This is a genomic window from Mariprofundus ferrinatatus (assembly GCF_002795825.1).
In the GTDB taxonomy this organism is placed as follows: domain Bacteria; phylum Pseudomonadota; class Zetaproteobacteria; order Mariprofundales; family Mariprofundaceae; genus Mariprofundus; species Mariprofundus ferrinatatus.
Genome location: NZ_CP018800.1, coordinates 595,539 through 618,729, shown reverse-complemented (window position 1 = coordinate 618,729; position 23,191 = coordinate 595,539). Strand labels below are relative to the sequence as shown.

The window sequence follows — 23,191 nt, the reverse complement described above, 5'->3', positions numbered from 1 at the left end:
ACACCCATTTATAGACCCGTCCATGTAACTTGGCCAGTACTGTTTACTTTTCTCGAACCACCCCTTTCAATCGATACCAGAGCATGCCGAGGTATTCGTGCAGGCCATCGCAGCTCTCAGCAAAGACATCCCAGCGCGGCAGGGCACTGCGCAGATCATAACCCCTGCGGCTTACCTTGAAGTCACAGGGTGCGGCAATCACCTTCAGCCCGTGCGCCCTGAATGATGATACCGAACGCGGCATATGCCATGCCGTAGTTACAAGAATCACTGTCGAGATATCGTTCTCAGCAAGAAGCTTCTTAAGATTGGCAGCGTTCTCCCATGTGTTGCCTGATGAGGCTTCGACATGGATTTTTTCTTCCGCCACGCCGAACCGTTTGAGCCAGCGCTGCATCACAACGCCCTCGGGCTCGACCCCCTCTGTGAGCACGACACCTCCCGAGGCATAGACGTCAAGGCCGGTACTCTTTGCCAACTCGGCCGCATAGATGGTGCGCATCATCGCTTGAGGCTTGAGAGCATCTCTACTGCCAAACTCCGGGGCCTGCTCATAAACACCACCACCCAGCACAACAACCGCCAGCCGTTCATGCCTGGGTAACTGATCAGGTTTGAATGGAGGGGAGGCCTGCTCCAGCGGCATGAGCAGAACATCTCGCACCGGCTCCATGGAGAGGGCCCAGAATGAGAAGAGTGAGAAGAAGATCAGCAAGCGGCCTAAAAGTTGCCTGTGGAAAAACAGACCGATAAGCGCCAGCAGAATCAGTCCGCCCGGGGGCAGGATCAGCTGGGACAGTAATTTGGAGAACAACAACTCCATCAGGTGAGATTCATCAACCCCTTGATCACCATATCGGTATGGCTGATGATGCCGATAATCATGCCATTCTCGACCACCGGTGCGCGCGAGATATGAAAACGGGCAAACAGCGCGCTGGCATAACGGATATCCATATCGGGGTGCACCGTGATAGCTGGTTTGGTCATCACCTCATAGATACTGACACGATCCGGAGAGCGTTTGGTTGCAAGCACCTCACGAGCGATATCGGAGAGCAGTACGATGCCGTACTCATCACGCTCATGACGCTTGTCCACGACCAGACACTTGGTTTCGACAAAACGCATCACCTCCAGCGCCTGGCGTACCGTTGCCACCCCATCGACCATGTCGTAGTCCGCTTTCATCACATCGCGAACGGTAAACAGTTCCTGTTTGCTCATAGCTCGTCCTCCACCTCATCGAGAAGACACATGATCTGCCCTCCCAGACCTATCGCATCCTCCACATCTATCTGGAATGCTACGCCTGAACCGGGGTTTTTTTCAAAGCCCGCCGCCTCAGCAATACGTTCCAGTATTTTGCGGCTCAAATGCTCCTCCACCAGAAACAGCAGCATATCCCGCTGCGACTCCAGTGTAAGACCGAAGAAGGTCTTCTTCGGGTTGAGCCCCTCACCGCGGGCATCGCCGACGACCGTGGCTCCGGTAGCGCCCGCCTCTCTTGCAACGCGCATGATCTCATCCGTTTTTTCGTCTGAAACCAATGCTATCAATAATTTAAAGCGCATCATTCCCTCCTGTAACCTGCCTGCGCATTTCCAGCCATCGACTGATCTGGGCATAACCCATCACACTCATGATTGGAAAGACACTGGCAAACGCAATCAGACCGAAACCGTCAATCAACGGACTTCGGCCCGGAATCGTTGCCGCAAGCCCCAACCCAAGGGCTGCAAGCAACGGAACTGTAACTGTTGAAGTGGTAACGCCACCGGAGTCATAGGCCAGCGGGATAATCATCTTAGGCGCACGCATCGTCTGCACGATCACGACAATGTAGGCTGTCACAATATAGATCCAGAGATCGGTGCCTGTGACAATACGGTAACAGCCAAGCGAGACGCCAAGCGCCACGCCGAGTGAGACGGCAAGCCTTAACCCCCACGCCGAGATTGCGCCACCGGATACCTGCTGTGCTTTCATGCCAACCGCGATCAGCGATGGCTCGGCAAGCGTCGTGGCAAGACCGATAGCAAACGCAAATACATAAACCCAGGCATAATCGATCCAGTGAACCGAATCTGCTACCGGCATACCATCGCCGTAGAGAAAGACGGGATTAGTTAATTGCGCCGCCATCACCTCGCCAAGCGGGAATATCGCCTCCTCCAGACCCATCAAAAAGAGCGCCAGCCCGAGCAGAACATAGATAAAACCGCGCAGTACCCGCCAGACGTGGGCAATTCGCTCGCGCAACACAAACAGCTGGAATCCGAGCAGAACAGCTGCGATCGGCAGCACATCGCGCAGCGTCGACTGCATCGTCTCGAGAAACAGGGAAATATGGCTCATGCAGTGACAATCCCGAACAGCATCACGAAGATCATCGGCAACAGTGATGCAAAGGCAATCAGGCCGAAGCCATCGAGCATCGGATTACGGCCTCGGATAGCGGTGGCAAGACCAACGCCGAGCGCGGTAACCAGCGGCACGGTAATTGTTGATGTAGTCACACCACCGGAATCGTAGGCGATACCGATAATTTCCGGTGGTGCGAAATAGGTCATGGCGACCACAATAAAATAGCCGCCAATAATACAGAAGTGGAGCGGCCACCCTTTCAGAATACGCAGGACTCCGAGCACAATGGCCGTTCCAACCGACATAGCTACTGTCATTCGCAACGAGTTTGCATAGCCATCCATCGACGCCTCCGTGGCATCGATCACGCCACTCTCAGCGGCAACTTCGGCTGCCTTGCCGGCCACTGCGATCAGGGCAGGCTCTGCTACCGTGGTACCGAATCCGAGCAGAAAGGCGAAGAGAAGCAACCAGAACACGTTACCCTTTTTTGCAAAGGCAAAGGCCATCGATTCACCGAGCGGGAAGAGGCCGATCTCCAATCCCCTGACAAAGAGTGCCAGCCCCAGCAACACCATAACCAGCCCGGTGATCATCTCCTCCATGTTGGGAATCGGCTGCTTTAACACCAGCTCCTGAAAAAAGAGAATGACCAGAATAATCGGGGCAAGGTCGCGCGCCGCTTCGAAGAGCGGACGGAACAGACCCAACAGGATACGAGGGTTCACAGGCGAACTCGAAATGGCTGCTGAATCATGGTCTCCCCTTACCAAAAGATGCTTTCATATCGTATCGCAAGCACGCCATTGCCGCAACCCACATACTCCGGCAAACCTCTGTATTTCTGTTCCGGTTTTCCAGTAGAAATATATCGCCGTTTCTACTTGTGTGTATCCCATATCCCGAAATCATTTGATGGCACCGTTGCATTGCGTATCATGCCAGCATGAAACAGATACCTGTCGCCATTCTCGGAGCCACCGGTTACACCGGTGCCGAACTTATCCGGCTTATCGAAGCCCACCCCCATTTTGAGATCGCCCATCTGGGTGCCCACTCACAGGCCGGGAAATTTGCCGGCGAGGTACTGCCGGGATGTGGCGGAGATGTCGCCGGTATGGAGTTGAAGGCAGCCGATGCCCGGCTTGCAGATAATATCGAACTGGTATTTACCGCGCTACCGCATGGCGCTGCTGCAGGCAGCGTTTATTCAGCCCTCGCAGCAGGCAAGAAGGTTGTCGATCTCTCGGCTGATTTCCGGCATAAAACGCATGAGACTTACCGGGCCGCCTATGGTGTCGAACACCCGCATCCTGAACTGTTCAATGAAGCTGTGTATGGACTCTGCGAATTCAACAGGGAGGCGGCAAAGAGCGCCCGACTTATTGCCAACCCTGGATGTTATCCGACATCGACCCTGCTTCCTCTGGTTCCGCTGCTTGAAAAAGGCCTGCTCGACAGTTCATCAATCATTGTTGACTCGAAGTCGGGCACATCCGGTGCCGGCAGGAGTGCCAAGACAGACCTGCTCTACTGTGAAATCAATGAATCGGTGAAGGCTTACGGCCTGCCCCGACACCGGCATGCCTGGGAGATGGAAGAGTGGGCCAGCGGCTTTTCCGGCGCTGAAATTTCCGTGCGTTTCGTGCCGCATATTCTTCCGATGACGCGGGGCATGCTGACCACACTGCATCTGAGCGGCAAAGATACAGGCTCATGGCACGCCGCATTGATGCAGCGGTATGAGGATGAACCGTTTGTCAAAGTACTGCCCGAAGGCGTACTCCCTTCGACTGCAGGGGTTTCCGGCAGCAACCGGTGCGATATCGGTATCTGCCAGCTCAGTGACAGTGAAGCGGTTATTGTCAGCTGCATCGACAACCTGCTCAAAGGCGCGGCAGGTCAGGCAATGCAGAATGCCAACCTGATGTTCTCAATCGAAGAAACTGAAGGATTGGCCATCCACGCTCTCTGGCCTTAGGCCCGCCTGATGAAATCATTGTATGAGGCATTCAACCTGCCTGTACATTTCAAGCTTACTCAGGATGGAGGACGCTCATTAAGCTTCCGCGTCTATCCGGTGGTGCTGTTGATTGTGGCGGTTCTGCTGGTGGTGACTGTCTCTGTGATCATTATCAGCGCACTGGCCTCGGACAAGCAGGCCTATTATCTGCAGGAACAGCAGAGCCGCGAGTTACAACTCAAGCATGAGCAGCTGCGCAAACAGAGTGCCGAGACAGAGGCACTACTCTCCTTAAGCAATGCCCAGATAGAGGCCATGAAACAGGAGCTGCAACGGCTTGTTCATAAGAACTCAGCGATGCAGAAGCGCCTTACCATGTTCGATGATGTCCTTGCCGCCCGAAAAGTGAAAGGGGTGCACTTGCTCAGGCCATCGGCTGCCCAGCAGGAGAACAACCTGATCAGCTATAATCTGATTCTGGTGAAGGGTGACAACTACCCGCGTTGGGCACATGGATGGCTGCAATTTTCAATCCTGTCGGCTGACGGTAACGAAACCGTGCTACTCAGCCCGAAGGGCAAAGATAGGGTGAAATTTGAAATGACCGGCCAGGAGTTTATCGACGGCTCCCTGCTTGGACCGAACAGCTGGAGCCCTGAACAGCTGATCATCACCGTCTTCAACGAGAAGGGGAAACAGACAGGCAGAGTAACTGTGCCGATTCTGGGAAATGTCACTGCTGTTACAGATGCAAACAAGGAGAGTGAACGTGATTAGACCTTATCTGCACTGGAACCCGATAATAGATGAATCGGCCTATATCGCTGATTCAGCCGATGTGATCGGGCGCGTTAAAATCGGTGCCGATTCCAGCATCTGGTATCAGGCAGTATTGCGCGGCGACGTCCACGACATCGAAATCGGTGAGCGTTCCAATATTCAGGATCACTGCATCCTGCACACCAGCGGAGGGGTTTCCCCCTGTGTTGTTGGCAATGATGTTACAGTCGGCCACCGTGTGATCCTGCATGGTTGCGAAATTCAGGATCGCTGCCTTGTCGGCATGGGCTCGACCATCATGGATCAGGCCGTGCTTGAAGAGGGCTGTTTTCTTGCTGCAGGTTCACTGGTTACCGAGCGAAAGGTGTTGCGGGGTGGCTATCTCTATGCCGGTTTCCCGGCGAAGGAGCGGCGTGAGTTGAGCAATGAAGAGAAGGATTTTCTAAACCGGGCCGCTGCGCACTATGTTGAGGTAGCGCGCAACCATCAGGCCAGTGTCTGAAAGTGCATATGCCGCCATCGACAGCGGCTCCAACACCTTCCGGCTGCTGATAGCAGAACCCTCAAAGGGGAGACTACCCTGGCGTGAAATTGACTACGCCCACCGTATCACCCGTCTGGGTGAGGGGCTGCACCATACAGGCCGCCTCTCCGAGGCCGGCATGCAGCGCGCCATCGCTGCTTACCGCGAGTTTGCTCTGCTGCTGCAGAAACACGGGGTTCCTGCCGAACGCACCTTTGCTGCTGCCACAGCGGCAGTCAGGGAAGCTGAAAACGGGCAAGCATTCTGCGAACAGGTGAAGTCTGAGACCGGTCTGGAGATCAGGGTGATCAGCGGCGAAGATGAGGCGCGCATGTCGCTCAATGGTGCCTGTTCGGCACTTAATACCAACATGCTTGATGATATGCTGCTCTTCGATATCGGCGGCGGTAGCACTGAATTTATCCGCGCCCGCAATATGGTCCGGATCGATGACATAAGCTGCAAGCTTGGCGTGGTGCGGCTGGTGGAGGCGCATCTTCACTCCGACCCTCCCTCACCTGAGGATTATTCAGCCCTGAAACAGGCAGCCGATGCGCATCTCACAGAGGTCGAAGCATTCTGGCCCGACCGCCTTGCTCCGACCCATCTCGTCGGCACTGCCGGCACAGTAACCACACTGGCTGCCACTGCACTCGATCTTTTCCCCTACGACGCTGAAAAGATCAACAATTATCGTATGAGTCGCCATGCCTTTTTATCGCTGCGCGACAGGCTGCTGGCATTGACGCATGAAGAGCGCCTGAACGTTCGCACCATCGAGGCGGGGCGAGCCGATCTGATCATTGCAGGATTGGCTATTATCGAATCGGTGATGGATCGCTGGAATTACGATGCGCTGGTCTCAGTGGATGCAGGTCTGCTGGAAGGCCTCTGGCTGGAGGTTGCTGATCAGCAGCGCACTTGAATTAAATCACTACTGCCGGATTCTCTGCAGTTTCACTTGAACCGTTCTGGAACTGCATCTGGTGCAGCTCGGCATAGATACCACCCTGCTCCAGCAGTTCATCATGCCTGCCGCTCTGCACCACGCGCCCCTGATCAAGCACAACAATACAGTCGGCATCACGGATGGTGGAAAGCCGATGGGCAATCACGATAACAGTACGGTTCTTCATCAGCAGGTCGATCGCCTGCTGCACAAGTCGTTCTGACTCCGTATCCAGTGCGCTGGTTGCCTCATCAAGAATGAGGATCGGTGAATCCTTCAGCAGTGCACGTGCCAGTGACAATCGCTGACGCTGACCGCCGGAGAGTATCGCACCGCGCTCACCAACCAGGGTGTTATAGCCATCCGGCAGCTGGGAAATAAATTCGTGTGCATTTGCGGCGCGGGCGACCTCCTCCACACGCTGAAAATCAATATCCTCATGGCCGTAGGCGATGTTGTTGAGGATGGTGTCGTTAAACAGGATGATCTCCTGTGTCACCAGTGCAATCTGATTGCGCAGTGAGGCCTGTGTGACGTTCCGGATGTCGTGGCCATCAATCAGAACACTCCCTTCGGTTACATCGATAAAGCGGGGAACGAGGTTAGCCAGAGAGGATTTCCCGGCACCGCTGCGTCCGACCAACGCCACGACCTGCCCTGCCCGCACGGTGAAGCTGATCCGCTCCAGTACACTTTTCTCCGTTCCGGGATAGATGAGACTGACATCATCAAAGACGATCGCATCGGAGAAGGACGCCAGCTCTTTCGCGTCATCCAGGTCGTAAACCTGAATCGGCTCATCGACCACCTCGAAAATGCGTTCGGCTGCGGCGAGTCCCTGCTGGATCTCGTTATTGGCACGCGAAAGCCTTTTAACCGGCTCGTAGAGCATGATCACCGCAGCCAGGAATGAGACCAGCGTACCGGCAGTAGTTTCGCCCGATGCCACCCGCATACCGCCGTAAAAGAGCACACCGGCGATACCGAAGCCGGCAAGCAGCTCCATAATCGGAAATGAGAGTGCATGTACCCGGAATACCTTGAGCTGGTGAGCAAGGAAATCGCCGGTAAACTTGCGGAAACGGCTGCGCTCGTACTCCTCCATCCCAAAGGCCTTGACCACCCGTATGCCACCGACTGTCTCCTCCAGCAGGCTGGTCAGGTCTCCCATCGAGGCCTGTCCATCCAGTGTGGCACGGCGCATTTTGCGACCGAAACGGGCAATCGGATAGATCACGGCCGGAAAGACCAGCATGGCGATCAAAGCAAGCAGCCAGTCCTGTATAAAGACAACGGCCAGCAGGAATATGATTGAAATCGCGTCACGCATCAGCGCCGTTACTGCTGTACTCACCGCTGACTGAACCAGCGTCACATCGTAGGAGAGTCTGGCCAGCAACTCGCCTGTCTTGCGGTGGGAAAAAAAGGCCAGGGACTGGGCCGTCAACCGTTCATAGAGCAGGTTCCGGATATCATAGATGACACGCTGACCGATATAGCCCATCAAATATGCCTGGCCGAAATAGGCTCCGCCCTTAAGAACGTAGAGGCCTATAATCAACAGCGGAATCAGGTAGATCAGGTCTCGGTTCTGGCCACCAAGTGCTTCATCCAGCACAGGCTTGAGCATCCAGGCCATGGCAGCCGTACAGGCGGCGAGTACCACCATACAGAGTGTGGCAAGGGTTAGGCGTCCCTTGTAAGGGAAGAGAAATGCCAGAAGTCGTCGATAGAGTTCAGTCGACCCTTCCATCTCAGAGCCCCTGCTCGCTCACAGCATACTGCAAGGCAGTTGCTGAATCGGCAGGAAGCATTGCCTGATCAGGTGTGCTCTTAAGCCGCCCCATCTTCTGGAAAAAACTTACGCTGGCGTTGAACAGTGCGGATGCCAGCTTCTTCTGGTGGTCCCTGCTTTTCAGTTTCTTCTCCCGGGCTGGATTGGAGATATAATCCAGCTCGACCAGCACACTTGGAATCTCCATAGCACCCAGTACGAAAAAGCGCGCCCGTTTCGGGGCACTGTATTTGACCGGTCCGGCATGTTTGAGCTTGCCGATAATTGACTCTGCGAGGATTTGCGAGCTGTTGAGGCTGTCGCGACGGAACATGTCACCAAGAATCTGTGTCACCATCGGATCATCCACCGTATCAAACTCGACTCCTCCCACCTCATCAGCGGCATTCTCTTTTGCGGCCAGCGCCCTTGCGGCCCGATCCTGTGTGGCCCCACGTTCAGAGAGCGTATAGACACTTGAGCCTTCAACATTACGCTGACGAACCGCATCAGCATGGATACTGATCATCATGTCTGCCTTGGCCTTGCGTGCCAGATAAACCCTCTTCTTCAACGGTACAAAATAGTCACCGTTTCGAATCAGCACCGCATTCATACCCGGTGTCGCATCCACGATCTTGGCAAGCTCTTTTGCTACCGCCAGCGTCACTGTTTTCTCGTATAACTTACGAGGACCGATCGCTCCCGGGTCTTCACCCCCGTGGCCGGCATCAATCGCAATCACCAGCCCCTTTTTCGCCCTGGATTCACCGGATCGCATGGCTGCCTGTTTCGCCTGTTCAGGGCGAGAGAGATCCACCACCAGACGGTAAGGTTTCCCCTGCATCGGCTTGAGCAGGAATGTGCGCGGCTGCACCCTCTCCTTCACATCCATCACCACGCGTAGTGTGCCGGAAGTCGGTTTTCCATGGCGAATACTCTGCACAACCGGATCCGGAAGCTGCAGGCTGTTCAGATTCGCTTTCAGCTGGGTCCTTTCCATATCAATAACTATGCGCTCAGGGTTATGAAGAGGAAAAACTTTATATTCAATCTTCTGATTCAGGTCGAATACCAGACGCGAATGATCAGGGGCGGTCCAGAGACGCACATCGCGAACCAGGCCATCACCAGCTACTGCACTCACCTGAGAGGAGAGCGACATAAGCAACAGTGCAACAATGCCAGATATGACCCTGATCGACTTCATCGTATGCCAATACTCCCTGCAAAGGCCAGCTTTGCAAGGGCAAGGCGCATACATCAGAATCGACTCAGGAACACGGAAACCCTTGAGGATTAACCCGCCACATCAGATCAGGTGCGGCCGTACATATCCTCAAAACGTTCAATATCATCCTCGCCGAGATAATCGCCCACCTGAACTTCGATCAGCTGTACGGGAATCTTGCCGCGATTTTCCAGGCGATGGACCTCACCGATTCGAATATAGGCGCTTTCATTTTTGGACACGGTTTTAACCAGATTGCCGCAGGTAACAGTCGCAGTTCCCGCAACCACGACCCAGTGCTCGGTTCTGTGCTGGTGCGACTGCATGCTCAGACGAGCGCCCGGTTTCACCTCAATCCGCTTGATCTGATAGCCATCACCGCGAGCCTCCAGTACCGTATAGCTTCCCCAGGGCCTGCGCACCGTGACATGCTCGACATGGTAACGTCCCTCACCCTCTTTCAGGTTGTCGACAATCTCCTTCACTCGCTGACTCTGCCCCGCCTTGCAGAGCAGAATCGCATCGGGTGTTTCAACGGCAATAATGTCTTCAATCCCTACCGCGGCGATCAGCGCCTTCTCACTTCGAAGCAGGGTGTTGCGGCAATCGATTGCCATCACATTACCGCTCATCTCATTACCATCAGCATCATGTTTCGCCATTTCATGGACCGCATCCCAGCTTCCAACATCGGACCAGCCGATCTCAGCAGGCACCAGAGAGACCCGTTCTGACCGTTCCATGATGCCGTAGTCGATCGAAATGTCGGGCATCTTCTCAAAACTGCTGCGAATCACCTCCTGCCATTTCTCTTTGCCGTTCCAGCGACTCCTCATCTCATTCAGCAGCGCCGCCATCTCAGGAATGTATTTCTCCACCTCTTCGATAATTACAGATGCCTTCCAGACAAACATGCCGGAGTTCCAGTAGTAATTACCGTCATCCAACATGCGCTGAGCATTCTGGATATCGGGTTTCTCCACGAAGCGCAGCACTTTTCGGACACCGTCTCCGCCGGCCGCATCAGCCTGAATATAACCAAACCCGGTTTCTGGTGCGTTGGGCACAATGCCGAAAGTGACCAGCCGATCCTCCTGGGCCACCTCAATCGCCTTGCTCAGGCATGCCTGAAAGGCCTCCTTGTTGGCCACGATATGGTCGGCCGGGAGCACCACCATAACCGGATCCTCGCCGCTGAGGTCCTGCATCAGTGCTGCAGCAATGGCGATAGCGGGCGCTGTATTACGGCCACACGGCTCAAGAATCTGGTTCAGCCCCTCCAGCTCAGAGAACGCCTCACCGGTCGCATGCGTTTCCCCCGTAACGACCCAGATATCATCATGGCCCACCAGGGGGTCAAGGCGCTCAATGGTTGCGCTGAGCATGCTGCTAGCCCCGCCGATATTGAGAAACTGCTTGGGAAGCTGCTGCCTTGATAGGGGCCAGAGGCGACTGCCTGATCCGCCTGCAAGAATGATTCCCTTAACTGATGTTGCCATAATGCTCCCCCACAAAATTGTTCATGCTGCCGGCTCCTCTAAGCCATCGGACTCTTTACTCCACTTTTTAAAGCGCTTGCTGACATTGAATGTCACAAACAGCCACAGCAGACAGAGCACGATATTGCTGCCGACCAGAAACATGGTTGGCAGGGCCAAAACGGAGATGACTAAGAAAATAATACCACCCTGAATCAGGTCTCCAAAACGTGTAAAAAAGGTATTTACGGCGAGCATTCCCTCGTAACGGGTAAACCTGTCCAGCGGAAGAAAAAGAATCTGTTTGGTCGTATTAGCAACCGAGTAATCAATACTGTTATCGGCCATCTTCACGATCGCAAACCAGGCCAGAACCGGGAAGGCGAGTACAGAGAGGTACATCGAAAGATTGAACACTGCCAGACTGATCAAAGCCCCTCCCACTCCGATCACCTGATACAGAGGCCGCACGACAAATGCCTGCAGAACCAGCGTGGCAATGTTCACATAGAGGTAGAACGTAGAGTAAAACTCGCCGATCTCCTTGCCGCTTTTCTCAGCTGTTACAAAGTCGGCGAGAATATACTCGCCGGTTGAGTTGATCAGGTTGAGCAGCACCACGGAGGCAGCAATCCAGCGCAGGTAGGGAACATCCATTACCCTTTTCAGGCCGCCCAGCATATGCCTGATCGACTCATCATTCGATTCATCATGATGATCTTTGCGCATCTCCACATTGGCGCCCGGCAAAACCACAGCCACCACCAGCATGCCGATCGCCAGAAGCATCAGGCCGAAGGCCCCGAGTTCAAGATAGAGCGTTTTGGCAATCATCGCCCCGATCATGGCACCGAGCGAACCACCAATCGCTATGTAGGAGGTCAGTCGCTTGCCCTTCTCCACGCAGTGATAATCGCTGACCATGGTCCAGAACTGGGAGATCTGCACGACGGAGAATATGCCGAGCCAGATAAAGAACGGCACACCGATATCCATACCAGACGAGCCGAGCAGGTAGAAGACCCCGATATTGGCTGCCAGAAAGAGGGTGACGATATGGAACAGCTTGTCACCATGCAGGTGTTTGATGATCTGACTGTAGAATGGCACGAGTATCAGCAGCAGTGCCGCCTGTCCGGCCAGTGCATAGCTACGGATCTCGGCGCTGCCGCCATCGAGAATCAGCTCCTCACGAACCGGTTTCAGCAGATAGTAGGCCAGAAGGATCAGAAACAGGCGAATGGCAAAGCGCAGGGTCGCAACACCCTCCGGGCTGCGAAAATCCGCCCACGCTCTAGCGATCAGATTCGTCATTCAGCACCATCGCCGTAAGGCCTTTTGTGAAAAAACATATCTCTCAATTCGCAGCAACTCCCTCTCCCTGACACTAATCCCGATCCGATAAGATTTCATCCCCCGGAACAGATGGCTACTCAAAATTGCGCCGGTGCCATTAAAAAACAAAGGGGAACCCCGATCAAGCCGGGGTCCCCTGTTATTACAGGCATACGCCGGAAGACTATATACCGCTAGAAGCTATCACCTGCCCACTGGCTTGCTGTAGAGCTTGGATTCCGGAGCTGCACAGGCGATAAAACGGTAAATCCTTCCTGCCTGCAGGTTGAAATCGTAAGTTTTCAGGGTGTTCGACTTCTGGTTCACTTCAGTCATCAGCGGCATCCATGCTTCACCCTTATGTACCCAGAGGTTGACTGCATGCTCATTCTTAATGCCGCCCAGCTCATTTTTCTGCGAATGCTCATCAAAATACTCCAGCATGATATCCGCTTTGATATTTAGTGAAGGAATCCTCGAGAAGAGCACCCATGAGCGCTGGATACACTGATCGGGAGAGGTGCCTTCGAAAATGTAAGTCGGCGGCTTAAAACCTTCAGCCTCTGCCTGAAAATCAGCCACTTTGTAACTTGACTTGAAATCAAGACGCGTCAGGAAATAACCGTAACCCGGGTCGAATACCACCAATGAGTCATCGGAAGATACAGATGCGTTTCGGCCGGTAAATGGCTTCTCGAGCAGCTTGGCCATGAACTCATGCTCGTCGAGCCCCTTCTTGGCCTCACCAACCGGTGCGATATCAGCCTTGATCTTTTTAACATCAGAGGCCTTGGCAAGCTTCGATGACGGTGCCTCATCTGCCTTTTTCTCAAGATATCCCGGGAAGAGATCCTTGCCCTGTGTAAAGGCCACATACTCCTTCATCTGCTCCGTATTGCGATAGGACCACTCGAATGTGCTGAAGAGATTGGACTCGAGGTAGAATGGTCTTGCAAGTCCGAAGTGCGAAACGGCATCGTACTGTTCGTCATATGATTCAGGCGAACGGGCACCATACTTCTGCTTGACCTGCCCTGCTTCAAGCACATGGGCAAGGTTTTCAACACGGGCGTGCATCACGGTTGGCGAGAACCAGCCGAAGGTCTTCTCAGGGCCGTTTTTCTCCTTGCCGATCAGATGTTTGAGTTTCGCATAAAACTGGGCCTTCAGCGTCTCATTGAGCAGCGTCTTGGCCTTCATCGGATTAAAGACGCCCAGATCCGGGGTGTAGTAATACTGGAAGCGCTCGTTGAAAAGGCTCTCGGGAAACTTCACGAACATATCGAACGATTGTCCGAAGGTCAGATCATAATCCCATGGGATTACCCGCCACTTCTTGGTTTTATCCGATTTGGCCATGAAATAATTTTTGTTATAGGTGTCGCCATTACTTACCAGCGTGTTGGTCACAATCCAGTTGACCAGTGAATCATCATCGAAGTTCTGCGCAACAAACTTATCGAATGTCTCCATTGGAGCTGAACGCACGGCACTGGCAAATGACTTCATTGAGGATTTGTCGTCCCCTTGTGGAGCCAGCTTCGTCCAGCAGTTGTCGACCTCATGGCTGTGCCTGAAATCTCCGCAATAGGTGGCGTCGGTTGCCTGGTAGAATTCCGTGGCTGCGCCATAACCGTTGCGCTCAAGAAAACGACCACCCAACCACTCGATATAGAGGAAATAACCGATAAACTCACCGTTGATATTCAACCGGGCATAGTAGGTTTCTGGCACCACCATACCCATATCGCGCATCAGTTCCCACGCCATCCAGGCCCGCATCATCGAACCGTCAGACCCCATAGAGTTGAGAGAGATGTTCTTGTAACCCTTCCACTTCTCACCCTTGATCTTCAGGATGATCGACTTCTTCTTCATGGCGCGGGTGGAGCTGCCGAACGACTTGATTCTTCCCTCAAAGCGCTCACCCTCAATCGAAAAGTCGGCAGCAAAAGTCGATTTGTCGTTGGGATCCTTGAGGAAAAGCACTCTGGCGTCGGTACCATTCATGGATACATTGATATCCACCATCTTGACATCTTTTCTGGCATTGGCGAGCGCCTCATCAGAGTAGTGGAAGTGCCCCTCTTTAAATTCATGATCAGTTGCAGAGTAAGCGATCATGGGAGCAAGCATCACAGCACACGCTGTTGCAGCCAGACGGATCAATTTATGTTTTAGCATAGTCACCTCAGTCATCCCAACTGTATGTAAACGAGATATCAGCAAAACGCGAAGCACTGACATTGCGGCCCCAGATAGTTTCACCTACGCCAAAACCCACTGTCCACTGATCAGAGACCCTGCGCGCATAGGAAGCCTGGATAACTCCCGCGTCATAGTCACCTGAGTTACGGAAAAAGCCACCGGCTGCAGGAATAGGCTCTGGCGTATGATCCCTTAGTGAAAGCTTGAGCGTTCCCTTAAGAACGATACGGTTCACACCATCTTCATCCAGGCGCCAGGACCATTTCGCATAGCTCTTCCACTGTGTGGCAGGTGAGCCAAACCAGTAGTTGAGACCTGTTCCGACTTCCCAGTAGGAGGGCGCCTTCTCTTCCCAGCCGGTGTTCTGTGATGAAAATGCCACACCACCCCAGAGACCGAACTTTCCGTATCCAAGGCGGTTGATCCTCTGAGCGTCATAGCCGGTTGGAATGATCGCTGCCAGCTCCCACGTTCTGCCGTTACGGGTGATATCAAGGCGGCCCCGAATGCCCAGGGTAACATCCCCTAAACCGGTCGATTTGGCACCCGCTCCACACGCCTGATTGGCCAGAGATGCGCTGGCGAACAGGTTGGTATAATAGGAGTAGCCGTAGGTGTAAGAGTTGTTCCAGCTGTAATCTTTGGAAGTACAACCCTGCGGTACCCGGTTCCTGTTCTGATTGAACCAGTCAGTCGCTGTGGAATAGGTAAATCCGGTCGTATACATGTTCTGACCTTCAGAGAGCATGTAGGCGCTTGCCTGGGCTGTGACCGAACCGGCGGCAACCAAACCACCGGCAACAATAAAAGATGCTGCTGTCCTGCTTAGAAAATTCTTCATATTCATACCTTCCCCTTCCTTAATTTCTCCAGTATTGCCTGATAACTATTTCTGACGGTTTATTTTGTACAGTATAATCAATATTTTCCTCGCCTCCGGCCTGCGGGTCACTGTACCAGCACCAGAGGAAAACACCGTCCACATATTGCAGCCGCTTGATCGCGTTGAGCCAGGCTGCCACGGCGGCGGTCTGCATCGTCAGATCCGTACGCTGGCCGCCTTTTCCCAGCGACCTCCACTCCCATGGCTGGCTCGAGGCACCTTCAGCCGAGGGAATACCAACCTCAAGAAGCCATACAGGCTTACGCCTGTTCGCCTTAACGGCCTGACTGAGCTTGTAGAGGTTGAGCTCAATGTGGGCCAGCATCTCATCATACTCGCCCATGTCGCCAAGCGATGGGTAGGATGAAATACCGATCACATCCAGTTTGTCCCAGTAAGGGAACCTTTCCACTCCCTCAACGTTGTGAGCGGCGTAGGTCAGGACACCCCTGAACTCTCGGCGCAGCTGCGAAATCAGCCTTGGCCACGGCAGATCCTTGGCGATTTTCGACAGTTCGGTACCGATAGCAAATGCCTCGACACCCATGCTCTGCGACAGCCTGGCATACCTGATGATATGCGCCGAGTAGCTATCGAACCAGCGATCGCGCTGCCCGCTGTCAGTGAAACTGATCTCTCCTGCCCATGATCCGGTCACAAGAATCTGAGGCTTTACAACCACCTTCATTCCCAGCTCGTGTGCGCTCTTTATAGCTGCGATCAACTGCGCATCGGTCACATTATTAGCGCCCATGACAGCCGTCGAATAGGGACTGCTCTGCCTCACAAACGGGATCAGGGCGACAGCGTTGGCTCCAACCGCCCCCATGCGCATAAGCGATCTTCTTGCCGCTGAAGAGTCCCAGGCAACCCTTGATGTCTGCAGTGCATTGAACCCCCGCCACGGAGTAAGTTCATCTCTGCCGAATGAGCTGCGCCTGGCCTGCTTGCGCTTCTTAAAGATTTCAGATGCTTCCGACTGCCCAGTAGCCTTTGCCTGGTGAGCGCTGGCAGTTTGCCCGCCCTCTTTAACAGCGCAGCCCCCCAATGCCATCAGCACTCCAAGAAGAAAGGCCAGCTTCGCCATCAAACCTTCCTGTAGACACGCCAGATATTATCTTTGTATACCAGCCTGTAGCCCTTCATTCCCTCTTTGTACAACAGAGGGTATCGCTGACTAATCTTATCCTTTTTGCCGGTTTCGCTGTCCGGGTCCGGAACCACAATCTGATCAACATCGGGAAACTCGTGGTTCAGCGCAATCTTGAATTTACTCGTGAAGGAGAGGTATAGCCCCTCGGCATCGCCTCGCGCCACCATCGCTTTATAACCGCTTCTCTCATCTATCAGGGTTACCCGGCGGTTCTCGTTTAACCAGCGTCCAAGCTTCAGCGATCCGTCTTCGTCAGCAATCATCACACGCTCTGTTCTGAACGAATCAACCCACCGGTTCATGTTCGGGTCGGCAGACTCCATAAATATCCACCAGCCACCGACAAGACTCACTACGAGGAAGGAGATAACACTCCAGTAGACACGCTTTCGCGCCATATCCAGGAAGGTGATCTCTGCCAGAATACTGGCGTTGATCAACACCAGAATCTCCATCGGATGACTCAGGTAGTACTGATCGGTTGCCAGCGCAATGGCCAGCAGCGGGTGGACAAAAAGTACGAAGCTCGCCCTGAATCGAAGCCCCTCGTCCCAGGTACTGAACAGGAAGTAGATAATGATCGGATAGGCCACCAGCATATAGCCGGTTGCTGCAATCAGCGCCTGGAAAAACTCGCCGCCGAAATCGACCAGCCAGGGGTACTTGAACATCTCCATGTATCCACCCAGATAGGTTGATTCCGGATCCTGAACAAAGTAGAGGAAGTCAGATTCAAAGATCCAGTTCAACCAGGCCCAGGCCAGCACAGAGAAGAAGAATGGTACCGACAGAATAAAGTAGATACTCGCAGGCGATGCCATCAGCAGCCTTCTCGGAGCCACAACGGCCAGCATCGGCAGCAGAGCCACGAAGAGGAATACTGCGGAACCATCCACGAAGAAGAATACTGCAAGAATGATACTGAGGGAGATGTAGGCGTGCACATCATGCTCTGCAATCATGTTCTGACATGCATGGTAGAGCAGATAGAACATCAGCATGCTCATGGCCAGCTGACTTCCGTTCGTCGCACCCCAGAGGAATGCCGGGTGGACAACCAGAAGGAACACGATCAGCAGCCGCTTGTAGGCAACCACATCAAGGTGGCGCATATGCCAGAGGAAGAGTCCGATTAACCCACCGGCAAACAGAACCGACACAAAATAGGGGACAGCGCCATAGCCTGTACCGGGCAGATAGTAAAACGGCACCAGTGCATAAAGCGGCAGATGCGGGTAGAGCATGCTCAGATTTTCGAGGCGAACATCCTCAGACCCCAACACACCCAGCACCTTTGCCCAGCGATGGGAGGCACCGTCAAACATGAAGCCATGCGAAAGCAGCCATGCGGTCAAAGCAGAGAGGGCGATTACCGACATAACAACAATAATGACGTTATCCCTGTTTCGCTGATGCATCAGAAAGGCCTTCATTTATTAGCCCCCTTTTTCTCCGCTTGCATCGTGTGCTCACCCACATCACTGGTGGTCGCAAAGCTGGTCAGGCCATGGTGTGTCTTCTCCCAGTAAAACGGGTTGAAGATCAACTGCCACAGACCCTTAAATCCAGCCCAAGACATCATGATCCAGTAGACCGGAACCGTCATGGCCCAGGGCATCAGCGCATAGTAGTGGCGCTTGAATCCGCTAAGCATGAAGAGATAAACCAGAAATCCATTACCCACCAGAAGATTTATCAAATTGATATAAAGCAGGGCAGCAGGATAAATCTGATCGAACAGAACTGTCTGGGAAACCAGCCAGGAGAAGAATACCAACAGCAGAATCGGCATGACCAGGGCACTGACAATGGTGCCGCCGATAAAGAACTGGAAACCCCAGAAGCCGACATGGCCAAGCGTCCTGTAAAAATGGATAGGATTACGCATATGTACCAGGTAGGTCTGCATATACCCTTTCAGCCAGCGTGAGCGCTGACGAATCCAGTTGTGAAGATCATTATTGGCCTCTTCGTAGGTCGTGGAGTTCACAACACCCACACGGTACTCACGCTGAGTCAGGCGAACCCCAAGGTCACAATCCTCTGTCACATTGTACGGATCCCAACCCTGCAGCTCTCTTAGCACCTTCATTTTAAAGTGGTTGGAGGTTCCCCCGAGAGGGATCGGGATCTTCAGCGCATCAAGTGCGGGCAGATAGAAATCAAACCAGAGCGAATACTCCATGGTAAACATGCGCGTCAGCCAGTTCTCTGTCACGTTGAAGTAGTTGAGCCTTGCCTGGATTACTGCCGTATTCGATGAAGACTTTCTGAATGCCAGAACCACCTTTTTGAGCTGATCAGCCTCAGGAGCATCCTCACCGTCATAAATGGTAACCAACTCACCTCGTGAGAAATTCAGCGCATAGTTGCACGCCTTTGGTTTTGTTTTCGGCAAGGAGTCAGGAACCCTGATAATTTCAAAGATTCCCTCCAGAGCAAGATCCTTTGCAGTCTGAATTGTCTCTTCATCATCCTCTTCGAGGATAATCTTGATATCAAGCTTGGAGAGCGGGTAATCAAGATTCCTCAGCGCTTCCGCAAGATGCGGCAGCGATTCGGACTCCTTGTACATCGGCACAAGCACTGTGTAGGTAGGAAGCTCGGCATCGTTGAGTGCCTCTACCTCCGCATCGGTAATATAGTTATCAAAACGCCTGTCACCACCAACCCAGGTAAAGAGTACACGCAGCCCGAAGTTCAGGATCAGAAACACGGTAATAAACGCATTGATCGCGATCAGCGTGCCGATCGGCCAGATCGCAAGAGAAAGCATAGTCAGTGTCATAAGGATGCCGACAAAAAGCAGCTGTCTGTCAGTAAATACCGTACTGGCTGAGTACTGCGGCTGATCCCTTCTTAACTCATGAACTGATTTCTCACTGAAAAACTCATTTCCATATTTCTGCAGTGTCCAGACAATGTCGAACTTGGAGGTTACAACAAAATCGACAGGGCCATCGACCACCTTCTCGATCTCACTCATCACCTCGGCATCCAGATCGGCAACAGCAACCTTGGTCAGGCCATGCTCCTTCCGCCACGGAATAAACAGCTTCTCCGAATAGATGTGATAATGCTTGGTGTCGATAAGTGACAGATCCGGCGCATTATCAATGAGGTTGACGAACGGCTTGTCAAAATGCTCAGCCAGAACCTGATAGAAGAGGAAGGGGCGCACCCAAGCCTTGGACAGGATAATATCACCTACCCTGGTTCCCCACTTCTTCTGCATGCCAATCGCTTCTTCAAGCTGCTCGTGAGTTAACAGCCCTCTCTCCACCAGCAGATCGCCAATGCGCCCCTTTCTGAAGTGGTCGGTCAATGCATCGTAAAGCTCTGAAGCGGTGATCCAGCCCTTTGCCAGAATCACCTCTCCAAGGCGCAGGCCTTGCCCTTGCTGCATCGCAAGGGCTTCGGCCAGCTGCTCATCGGTGATCAGCTTCTTTTCAAGTAAGCAGTCACCAATCCTACGAGGTTGTGGTTTCTCCATCTGAGTCATGACAGCCCTTCAATTCACTTACTTGAGCTTGGAAGGTCATCATCCTCAATGTTGATATTGGTGTGGTGTGCCCGCTGTGAGTGCAGATCATCAGAGGTCGGCATCTCAACATCGTGGTCTTCCACCTGCTGGCGGCGAGTCATACGGAATACGTAGACGATAGCCAGACTGAGCAGGAACCAGAGCAGGCCGAGCAGCCAGAAACGGTACTCGCCAAGCACTGCGAACCAATCCTTCGTATCCGGATAGTAGACCTCAGCCAGCGTTGGCTGTTTGCTGTCAACGTTAAGCAGCACACCGTGCGTATCGATGAATGCTACATCGCCTTCGATCAGGCGCAGCTTCTTGCTGAAGTCGTGCATGATCTGATCGGACGGGATCACCAGCAGGCCGTGGCCGGATGAGTCTCCCACAATTTCAGCGATAGTGATATTCGGCAGCGCATTTACACTGAAGAATGACTGACCATCCCTGTCCCTGATCTCGACCTTGCCCTGATCCGTGCGAAGCGGTGCATTGAGGCCCTCCTGGTTGAAATTGCCGAATGCGACAAATGGCCCGTTCGGATCCAGCTGATCACTCTCTTTCAGGAAACGGATTTTTGAGTAATCCATCACGATCGGGAGATCAGCTGCTACACGGGAAATCAGGTAGAGTGCATTCTCAGGGTTACTCAGGTATTTATCAGCAATGAACATATCGAAACCGGACGAGAAGTACTGTGAAAGACCGGAGAACTTCTTCGGCTCTTCATCAGTCTTCTTAACAATGATCGAGGTGTCCGGAGTAATCTGAACGAAGTCGGTAGGCATAATGCCGTAGCAGTCGCCTGAAACCACATCATGCTGCACAACAAAGCGCAGGTTGTTGTACTGCTGCTGATATTCAACCGGCAGCGGCACAGAGTAATTATGCTTCAGACCGTCATTCTCAAGGCGCTTTGAGAACACCAGTACATCATTCAGGAATGCATAGAGCTCATAGGTAGGATCAGCCTCCCAGCGAACGGGTGCAATGATGCTCAGGCTGAGCATATCCAGACGGGTTCCCGATGGCAGATCACGCGGAGAAAGGGTGGTCGCCCATACAGTCTCGGTTGCCACGTAATGCGGAGAAGTGTCCAGCTGATAGAGCGGCAGAGAGAAGTGATCACTGCCCGAATCTTTAGGCAGAGCCCTCAGAGAGTAGAAGCGATCAGGCCTGTTGATGTCGTAGTGGCGGCCTGCGGTCAGCAGCTCCCAACGCTCATCAACAAGATAAAGGGGTTGAACATCATAAGGCTCCGAAACTGCAACGGAGACACTGTTGCCTGATTTGATCAGGTTAATGTTGTCTGCGGGGGTCTGGAACACGTCGTTACTCTTAAGCTCGACAAAGCCCTTGGTCAGCTGCTTACCGCGCTGATTCAGCACGGAAACGATTTCACCCTTCTGGGCAATCACCACATCACCCATTTCAGGCATGCGCTTGATCATCACCTCACGACCGGAATTGGCCAGCAACTCCATCACTGACATGGCTGCGGCGAACTGAGAAGCCTCCAGCTTGCCGGCAGGAAGGGTTACAGTGACCTTGTGGGGCAGCATGCGCCATGCATCACGGATCGAACGGTCGATCGAGCTGTAGGTGATATCCAGAGCAGAGCTCGGCAGGATATGGAGGAAGCCACCACCGGAACGAATATCGAGACAGCGATTCTCATCAACCAAGGTGCCGGACTCGACACTGATTTTCACCATGCCGTCGCGGAACATGGAACCTGGCAGCACAATTGCCATCTCATGAACCAGCCCGTCCGATATGGCATTTGCCTGCGCCAGGGGGACATCGTTGGCAAAAACCCTGATATTGGAGAGGGAGTGCAGCATGTTTGATGCACGGTAGGAGATACGGAAAACGCCGCCCCTGACACTGGAATCCATTGGGGTTTCAAAATAGAAGTCCTGTGAATGACCACTCTGCGAACCACGGAAAATATGACCCTTCTTAAAGCCCATGTCATCCAGCGTAATAGTACGAACCGGACCGAGCGCATTCAGCGCCTTGCGCGCCGAAGCAGGAGAGGATGCCACCTCGCTCTGGCTGCTTGCAATCCTGAGCTCTTTTTCGCGAACCCAGCCCTGCACGCCGGATGGACGCACGGTAACAAGAACCCAGCCTGCCTGCCGCTCCATCTCGATCAGCTTCATTTTACCGTCAGCAGTCAAAACTTTAGTAGACGATACGTTTGGCCCTGAGTAAACCGTCGCCGACGTACCGGCAATTTTCAGGTTGTCACCAATCCTGGCTTCCGCCTGCGCACCAAGCAGCAAAACCGCTAGCGCCAGAAATGCAAACTTCGTCATGAAATGATATATATTATTTATCACTGTTATTCCCCCACCTATATAATGAAACATTAATATAATTTAATAAACCCAAATCCCGCGCCGACTATAGACGCGTATTTTTTCACCCGCAAGAAAATCCGATATATATTCCCTGCGTCAAAAGCACTCACCGGCAAAGCCCGTCTCTCTTCTCAAGCGTCAAACCTTGCCCCTACCAACCCAGTTCAAGTTCTTATAGCACACTTTTACCCGAGCGCAAGGTGACTTATCACCTTACAGCAACTGTGTAATTTATTGTTATAGCAAGCATTCCGGCTTGACCATCATCACCCCTCATCCTGAAAAGCGCGCACATGAAGATTTTTATAGCACACTATTTCCTAGATGCAAGGCTAGGTAGCCATATATGTCGACCGATCCTGCCGAACATCTTGTTAATGGGGATGATTGAGAGTCTTGGGCACAAAAAAAGGCGCCTCGAGGGCGCCCTTTTCTGAAATCCATAAACTGGCTCCCCGAGCAGGACTCGAACCTGCGACATATGGATTAACAGTCCACCGTTCTACCAACTGAACTATCGGGGAAAAAAGTGCGCGAACCGTAGTGAGCGACACCTTCCCTGTCAACAGCCTTTCGGCGTTCCAATTCCACCCTGTTGAAACGCTCTGCTATTGCATCAACTCGTCGTTGTTGCCAATATACCTGATAGCTCTGC

General features: G+C 53.2%; 19 protein-coding genes and 1 tRNA gene. 4 read left to right on the top strand and 16 right to left on the bottom strand.

Annotated features, from left to right (window positions below):
• Positions 1-43: 43 nt before the first annotated feature.
• Genes Ga0123462_RS03005 through Ga0123462_RS02985 form a run of 5 tightly spaced genes read right to left on the bottom strand, consistent with a single transcriptional unit; the run spans position 44 to position 3,095 of the window.
• Positions 44-823, bottom strand: a complete 780-nt coding sequence (locus Ga0123462_RS03005; RefSeq protein ID WP_100264931.1) for a YdcF family protein — start codon at positions 821-823, stop codon at positions 44-46.
• Entirely contained in the window at positions 823-1,227 is a 405-nt protein-coding gene (locus tag Ga0123462_RS03000; RefSeq protein WP_100264930.1) for a CBS domain-containing protein, read from the bottom strand. Before Ga0123462_RS03000 ends, Ga0123462_RS03005 begins: the two co-directional genes overlap by 1 nt.
• On the bottom strand, positions 1,224-1,574 hold the full coding sequence (locus tag Ga0123462_RS02995; protein ID WP_100264929.1) for a P-II family nitrogen regulator: 351 nt from the start codon (positions 1,572-1,574) through the stop codon (positions 1,224-1,226). The genes Ga0123462_RS03000 and Ga0123462_RS02995 overlap by 4 nt, the downstream gene beginning before the upstream one ends.
• Positions 1,564-2,358, bottom strand: a complete 795-nt coding sequence (locus Ga0123462_RS02990; protein WP_100264928.1) for a DUF1538 domain-containing protein — start codon at positions 2,356-2,358, stop codon at positions 1,564-1,566. The genes Ga0123462_RS02995 and Ga0123462_RS02990 overlap by 11 nt, the downstream gene beginning before the upstream one ends.
• Positions 2,355-3,095 (bottom strand): DUF1538 domain-containing protein, encoded by a 741-nt coding sequence (locus tag Ga0123462_RS02985; RefSeq protein ID WP_100264927.1) that lies wholly within the window; start codon positions 3,093-3,095, stop codon positions 2,355-2,357. Before Ga0123462_RS02985 ends, Ga0123462_RS02990 begins: the two co-directional genes overlap by 4 nt.
• Before the next feature lie 218 nt (positions 3,096-3,313).
• On the opposite strand from Ga0123462_RS02985, the gene argC reads away from it, so the two are divergent.
• The 4 genes from argC to Ga0123462_RS02965 are packed head-to-tail and all read left to right on the top strand — an operon-like array spanning position 3,314 to position 6,558.
• Positions 3,314-4,348 (top strand): N-acetyl-gamma-glutamyl-phosphate reductase, encoded by a 1,035-nt coding sequence (gene argC / locus Ga0123462_RS02980; RefSeq protein ID WP_100264926.1) that lies wholly within the window; start codon positions 3,314-3,316, stop codon positions 4,346-4,348.
• Between the two features lie 9 nt (positions 4,349-4,357).
• Positions 4,358-5,107 (top strand): hypothetical protein, encoded by a 750-nt coding sequence (locus Ga0123462_RS02975; protein ID WP_157821245.1) that lies wholly within the window; start codon positions 4,358-4,360, stop codon positions 5,105-5,107.
• Entirely contained in the window at positions 5,100-5,612 is a 513-nt protein-coding gene (locus tag Ga0123462_RS02970; RefSeq protein ID WP_100264924.1) for a gamma carbonic anhydrase family protein, read from the top strand. The genes Ga0123462_RS02975 and Ga0123462_RS02970 overlap by 8 nt, the downstream gene beginning before the upstream one ends.
• On the top strand, positions 5,605-6,558 hold the full coding sequence (locus Ga0123462_RS02965) for a Ppx/GppA phosphatase family protein (RefSeq protein ID WP_100264923.1): 954 nt from the start codon (positions 5,605-5,607) through the stop codon (positions 6,556-6,558). Before Ga0123462_RS02970 ends, Ga0123462_RS02965 begins: the two co-directional genes overlap by 8 nt.
• A gap of 1 nt (position 6,559) precedes the next feature.
• On the opposite strand, the gene msbA is transcribed toward Ga0123462_RS02965, so the two are convergent.
• From msbA to Ga0123462_RS02910, 11 genes are all read right to left on the bottom strand, one after another.
• Positions 6,560-8,335, bottom strand: coding sequence for a lipid A export permease/ATP-binding protein MsbA (gene msbA, locus Ga0123462_RS02960; protein WP_100264922.1), 1,776 nt, complete (start codon positions 8,333-8,335; stop codon positions 6,560-6,562).
• Between the two features lies 1 nt (position 8,336).
• On the bottom strand, positions 8,337-9,566 hold the full coding sequence (locus tag Ga0123462_RS02955) for an N-acetylmuramoyl-L-alanine amidase (RefSeq protein WP_100264921.1): 1,230 nt from the start codon (positions 9,564-9,566) through the stop codon (positions 8,337-8,339).
• A gap of 107 nt (positions 9,567-9,673) precedes the next feature.
• The gene (locus Ga0123462_RS02950; RefSeq protein WP_100264920.1) at positions 9,674-11,086 is read right to left on the bottom strand and encodes a mannose-1-phosphate guanylyltransferase/mannose-6-phosphate isomerase; all 1,413 of its coding nucleotides are present in this window, start codon (positions 11,084-11,086) and stop codon (positions 9,674-9,676) included.
• A 21-nt stretch (positions 11,087-11,107) separates the two neighbouring features.
• A complete protein-coding gene (locus Ga0123462_RS02945) occupies positions 11,108-12,379 on the bottom strand; it encodes an NTP/NDP exchange transporter (RefSeq protein WP_100264919.1) in 1,272 nt (423 codons plus the stop codon).
• Between the two features lie 225 nt (positions 12,380-12,604).
• Positions 12,605-14,599: a CotH kinase family protein gene (locus tag Ga0123462_RS02940; RefSeq protein ID WP_157821244.1), complete on the bottom strand. Its 1,995-nt coding sequence runs from the start codon at positions 14,597-14,599 to the stop codon at positions 12,605-12,607.
• Positions 14,592-15,455: a hypothetical protein gene (locus Ga0123462_RS02935; RefSeq protein WP_100264917.1), complete on the bottom strand. Its 864-nt coding sequence runs from the start codon at positions 15,453-15,455 to the stop codon at positions 14,592-14,594. The genes Ga0123462_RS02940 and Ga0123462_RS02935 overlap by 8 nt, the downstream gene beginning before the upstream one ends.
• A gap of 13 nt (positions 15,456-15,468) precedes the next feature.
• Positions 15,469-16,578 carry a glycoside hydrolase family 113 gene (locus tag Ga0123462_RS02930; protein ID WP_100264916.1) on the bottom strand — a complete coding sequence of 370 codons (1,110 nt, stop codon included), beginning with the start codon at positions 16,576-16,578 and terminating at the stop codon, positions 15,469-15,471.
• Entirely contained in the window at positions 16,578-18,077 is a 1,500-nt protein-coding gene (locus Ga0123462_RS02925; protein WP_100264915.1) for a hypothetical protein, read from the bottom strand. The genes Ga0123462_RS02930 and Ga0123462_RS02925 overlap by 1 nt, the downstream gene beginning before the upstream one ends.
• Positions 18,074-20,146 carry a glycosyltransferase family 2 protein gene (locus Ga0123462_RS02920; RefSeq protein ID WP_232726583.1) on the bottom strand — a complete coding sequence of 691 codons (2,073 nt, stop codon included), beginning with the start codon at positions 20,144-20,146 and terminating at the stop codon, positions 18,074-18,076. The genes Ga0123462_RS02925 and Ga0123462_RS02920 overlap by 4 nt, the downstream gene beginning before the upstream one ends.
• A gap of 14 nt (positions 20,147-20,160) precedes the next feature.
• Complete coding sequence (locus Ga0123462_RS02915; RefSeq protein ID WP_100264914.1) at positions 20,161-22,491, bottom strand: cellulose biosynthesis cyclic di-GMP-binding regulatory protein BcsB; 2,331 nt, start codon at positions 22,489-22,491, stop codon at positions 20,161-20,163.
• Between the two features lie 493 nt (positions 22,492-22,984).
• Positions 22,985-23,060, bottom strand: a tRNA-Asn gene (locus Ga0123462_RS02910).
• Between the last annotated feature and the right edge of the window lie 131 nt (positions 23,061-23,191).

Excerpts from the sequence above, each read along its gene's own strand:
- Ga0123462_RS03005 (WP_100264931.1), bottom strand. The coding sequence starts at position 823 with ATGGAGTTGTTGTTCTCCAAATTACTGTCCCAGCTGATCCTGCCCCCG.
- Ga0123462_RS03000 (WP_100264930.1), bottom strand. The coding sequence starts at position 1,227 with ATGAGCAAACAGGAACTGTTTACCGTTCGCGATGTGATGAAAGCGGAC.
- Ga0123462_RS02995 (WP_100264929.1), bottom strand. The coding sequence starts at position 1,574 with ATGCGCTTTAAATTATTGATAGCATTGGTTTCAGACGAAAAAACGGAT.
- Ga0123462_RS02990 (WP_100264928.1), bottom strand. The coding sequence starts at position 2,358 with ATGAGCCATATTTCCCTGTTTCTCGAGACGATGCAGTCGACGCTGCGC.
- argC (WP_100264926.1), top strand. The coding sequence starts at position 3,314 with ATGAAACAGATACCTGTCGCCATTCTCGGAGCCACCGGTTACACCGGT.
- Ga0123462_RS02975 (WP_157821245.1), top strand. The coding sequence starts at position 4,358 with ATGAAATCATTGTATGAGGCATTCAACCTGCCTGTACATTTCAAGCTT.
- msbA (WP_100264922.1), bottom strand. The coding sequence starts at position 8,335 with ATGGAAGGGTCGACTGAACTCTATCGACGACTTCTGGCATTTCTCTTC.
- Ga0123462_RS02955 (WP_100264921.1), bottom strand. The coding sequence starts at position 9,566 with ATGAAGTCGATCAGGGTCATATCTGGCATTGTTGCACTGTTGCTTATG.
- Ga0123462_RS02950 (WP_100264920.1), bottom strand. The coding sequence starts at position 11,086 with ATGGCAACATCAGTTAAGGGAATCATTCTTGCAGGCGGATCAGGCAGT.
- Ga0123462_RS02945 (WP_100264919.1), bottom strand. The coding sequence starts at position 12,379 with ATGACGAATCTGATCGCTAGAGCGTGGGCGGATTTTCGCAGCCCGGAG.
- Ga0123462_RS02940 (WP_157821244.1), bottom strand. The coding sequence starts at position 14,599 with ATGACTGAGGTGACTATGCTAAAACATAAATTGATCCGTCTGGCTGCA.
- Ga0123462_RS02935 (WP_100264917.1), bottom strand. The coding sequence starts at position 15,455 with ATGAATATGAAGAATTTTCTAAGCAGGACAGCAGCATCTTTTATTGTT.
- Ga0123462_RS02930 (WP_100264916.1), bottom strand. The coding sequence starts at position 16,578 with ATGGCGAAGCTGGCCTTTCTTCTTGGAGTGCTGATGGCATTGGGGGGC.
- Ga0123462_RS02925 (WP_100264915.1), bottom strand. The coding sequence starts at position 18,077 with ATGAAGGCCTTTCTGATGCATCAGCGAAACAGGGATAACGTCATTATT.
- Ga0123462_RS02920 (WP_232726583.1), bottom strand. The coding sequence starts at position 20,146 with ATGACTCAGATGGAGAAACCACAACCTCGTAGGATTGGTGACTGCTTA.
- Ga0123462_RS02915 (WP_100264914.1), bottom strand. The coding sequence starts at position 22,491 with ATGACGAAGTTTGCATTTCTGGCGCTAGCGGTTTTGCTGCTTGGTGCG.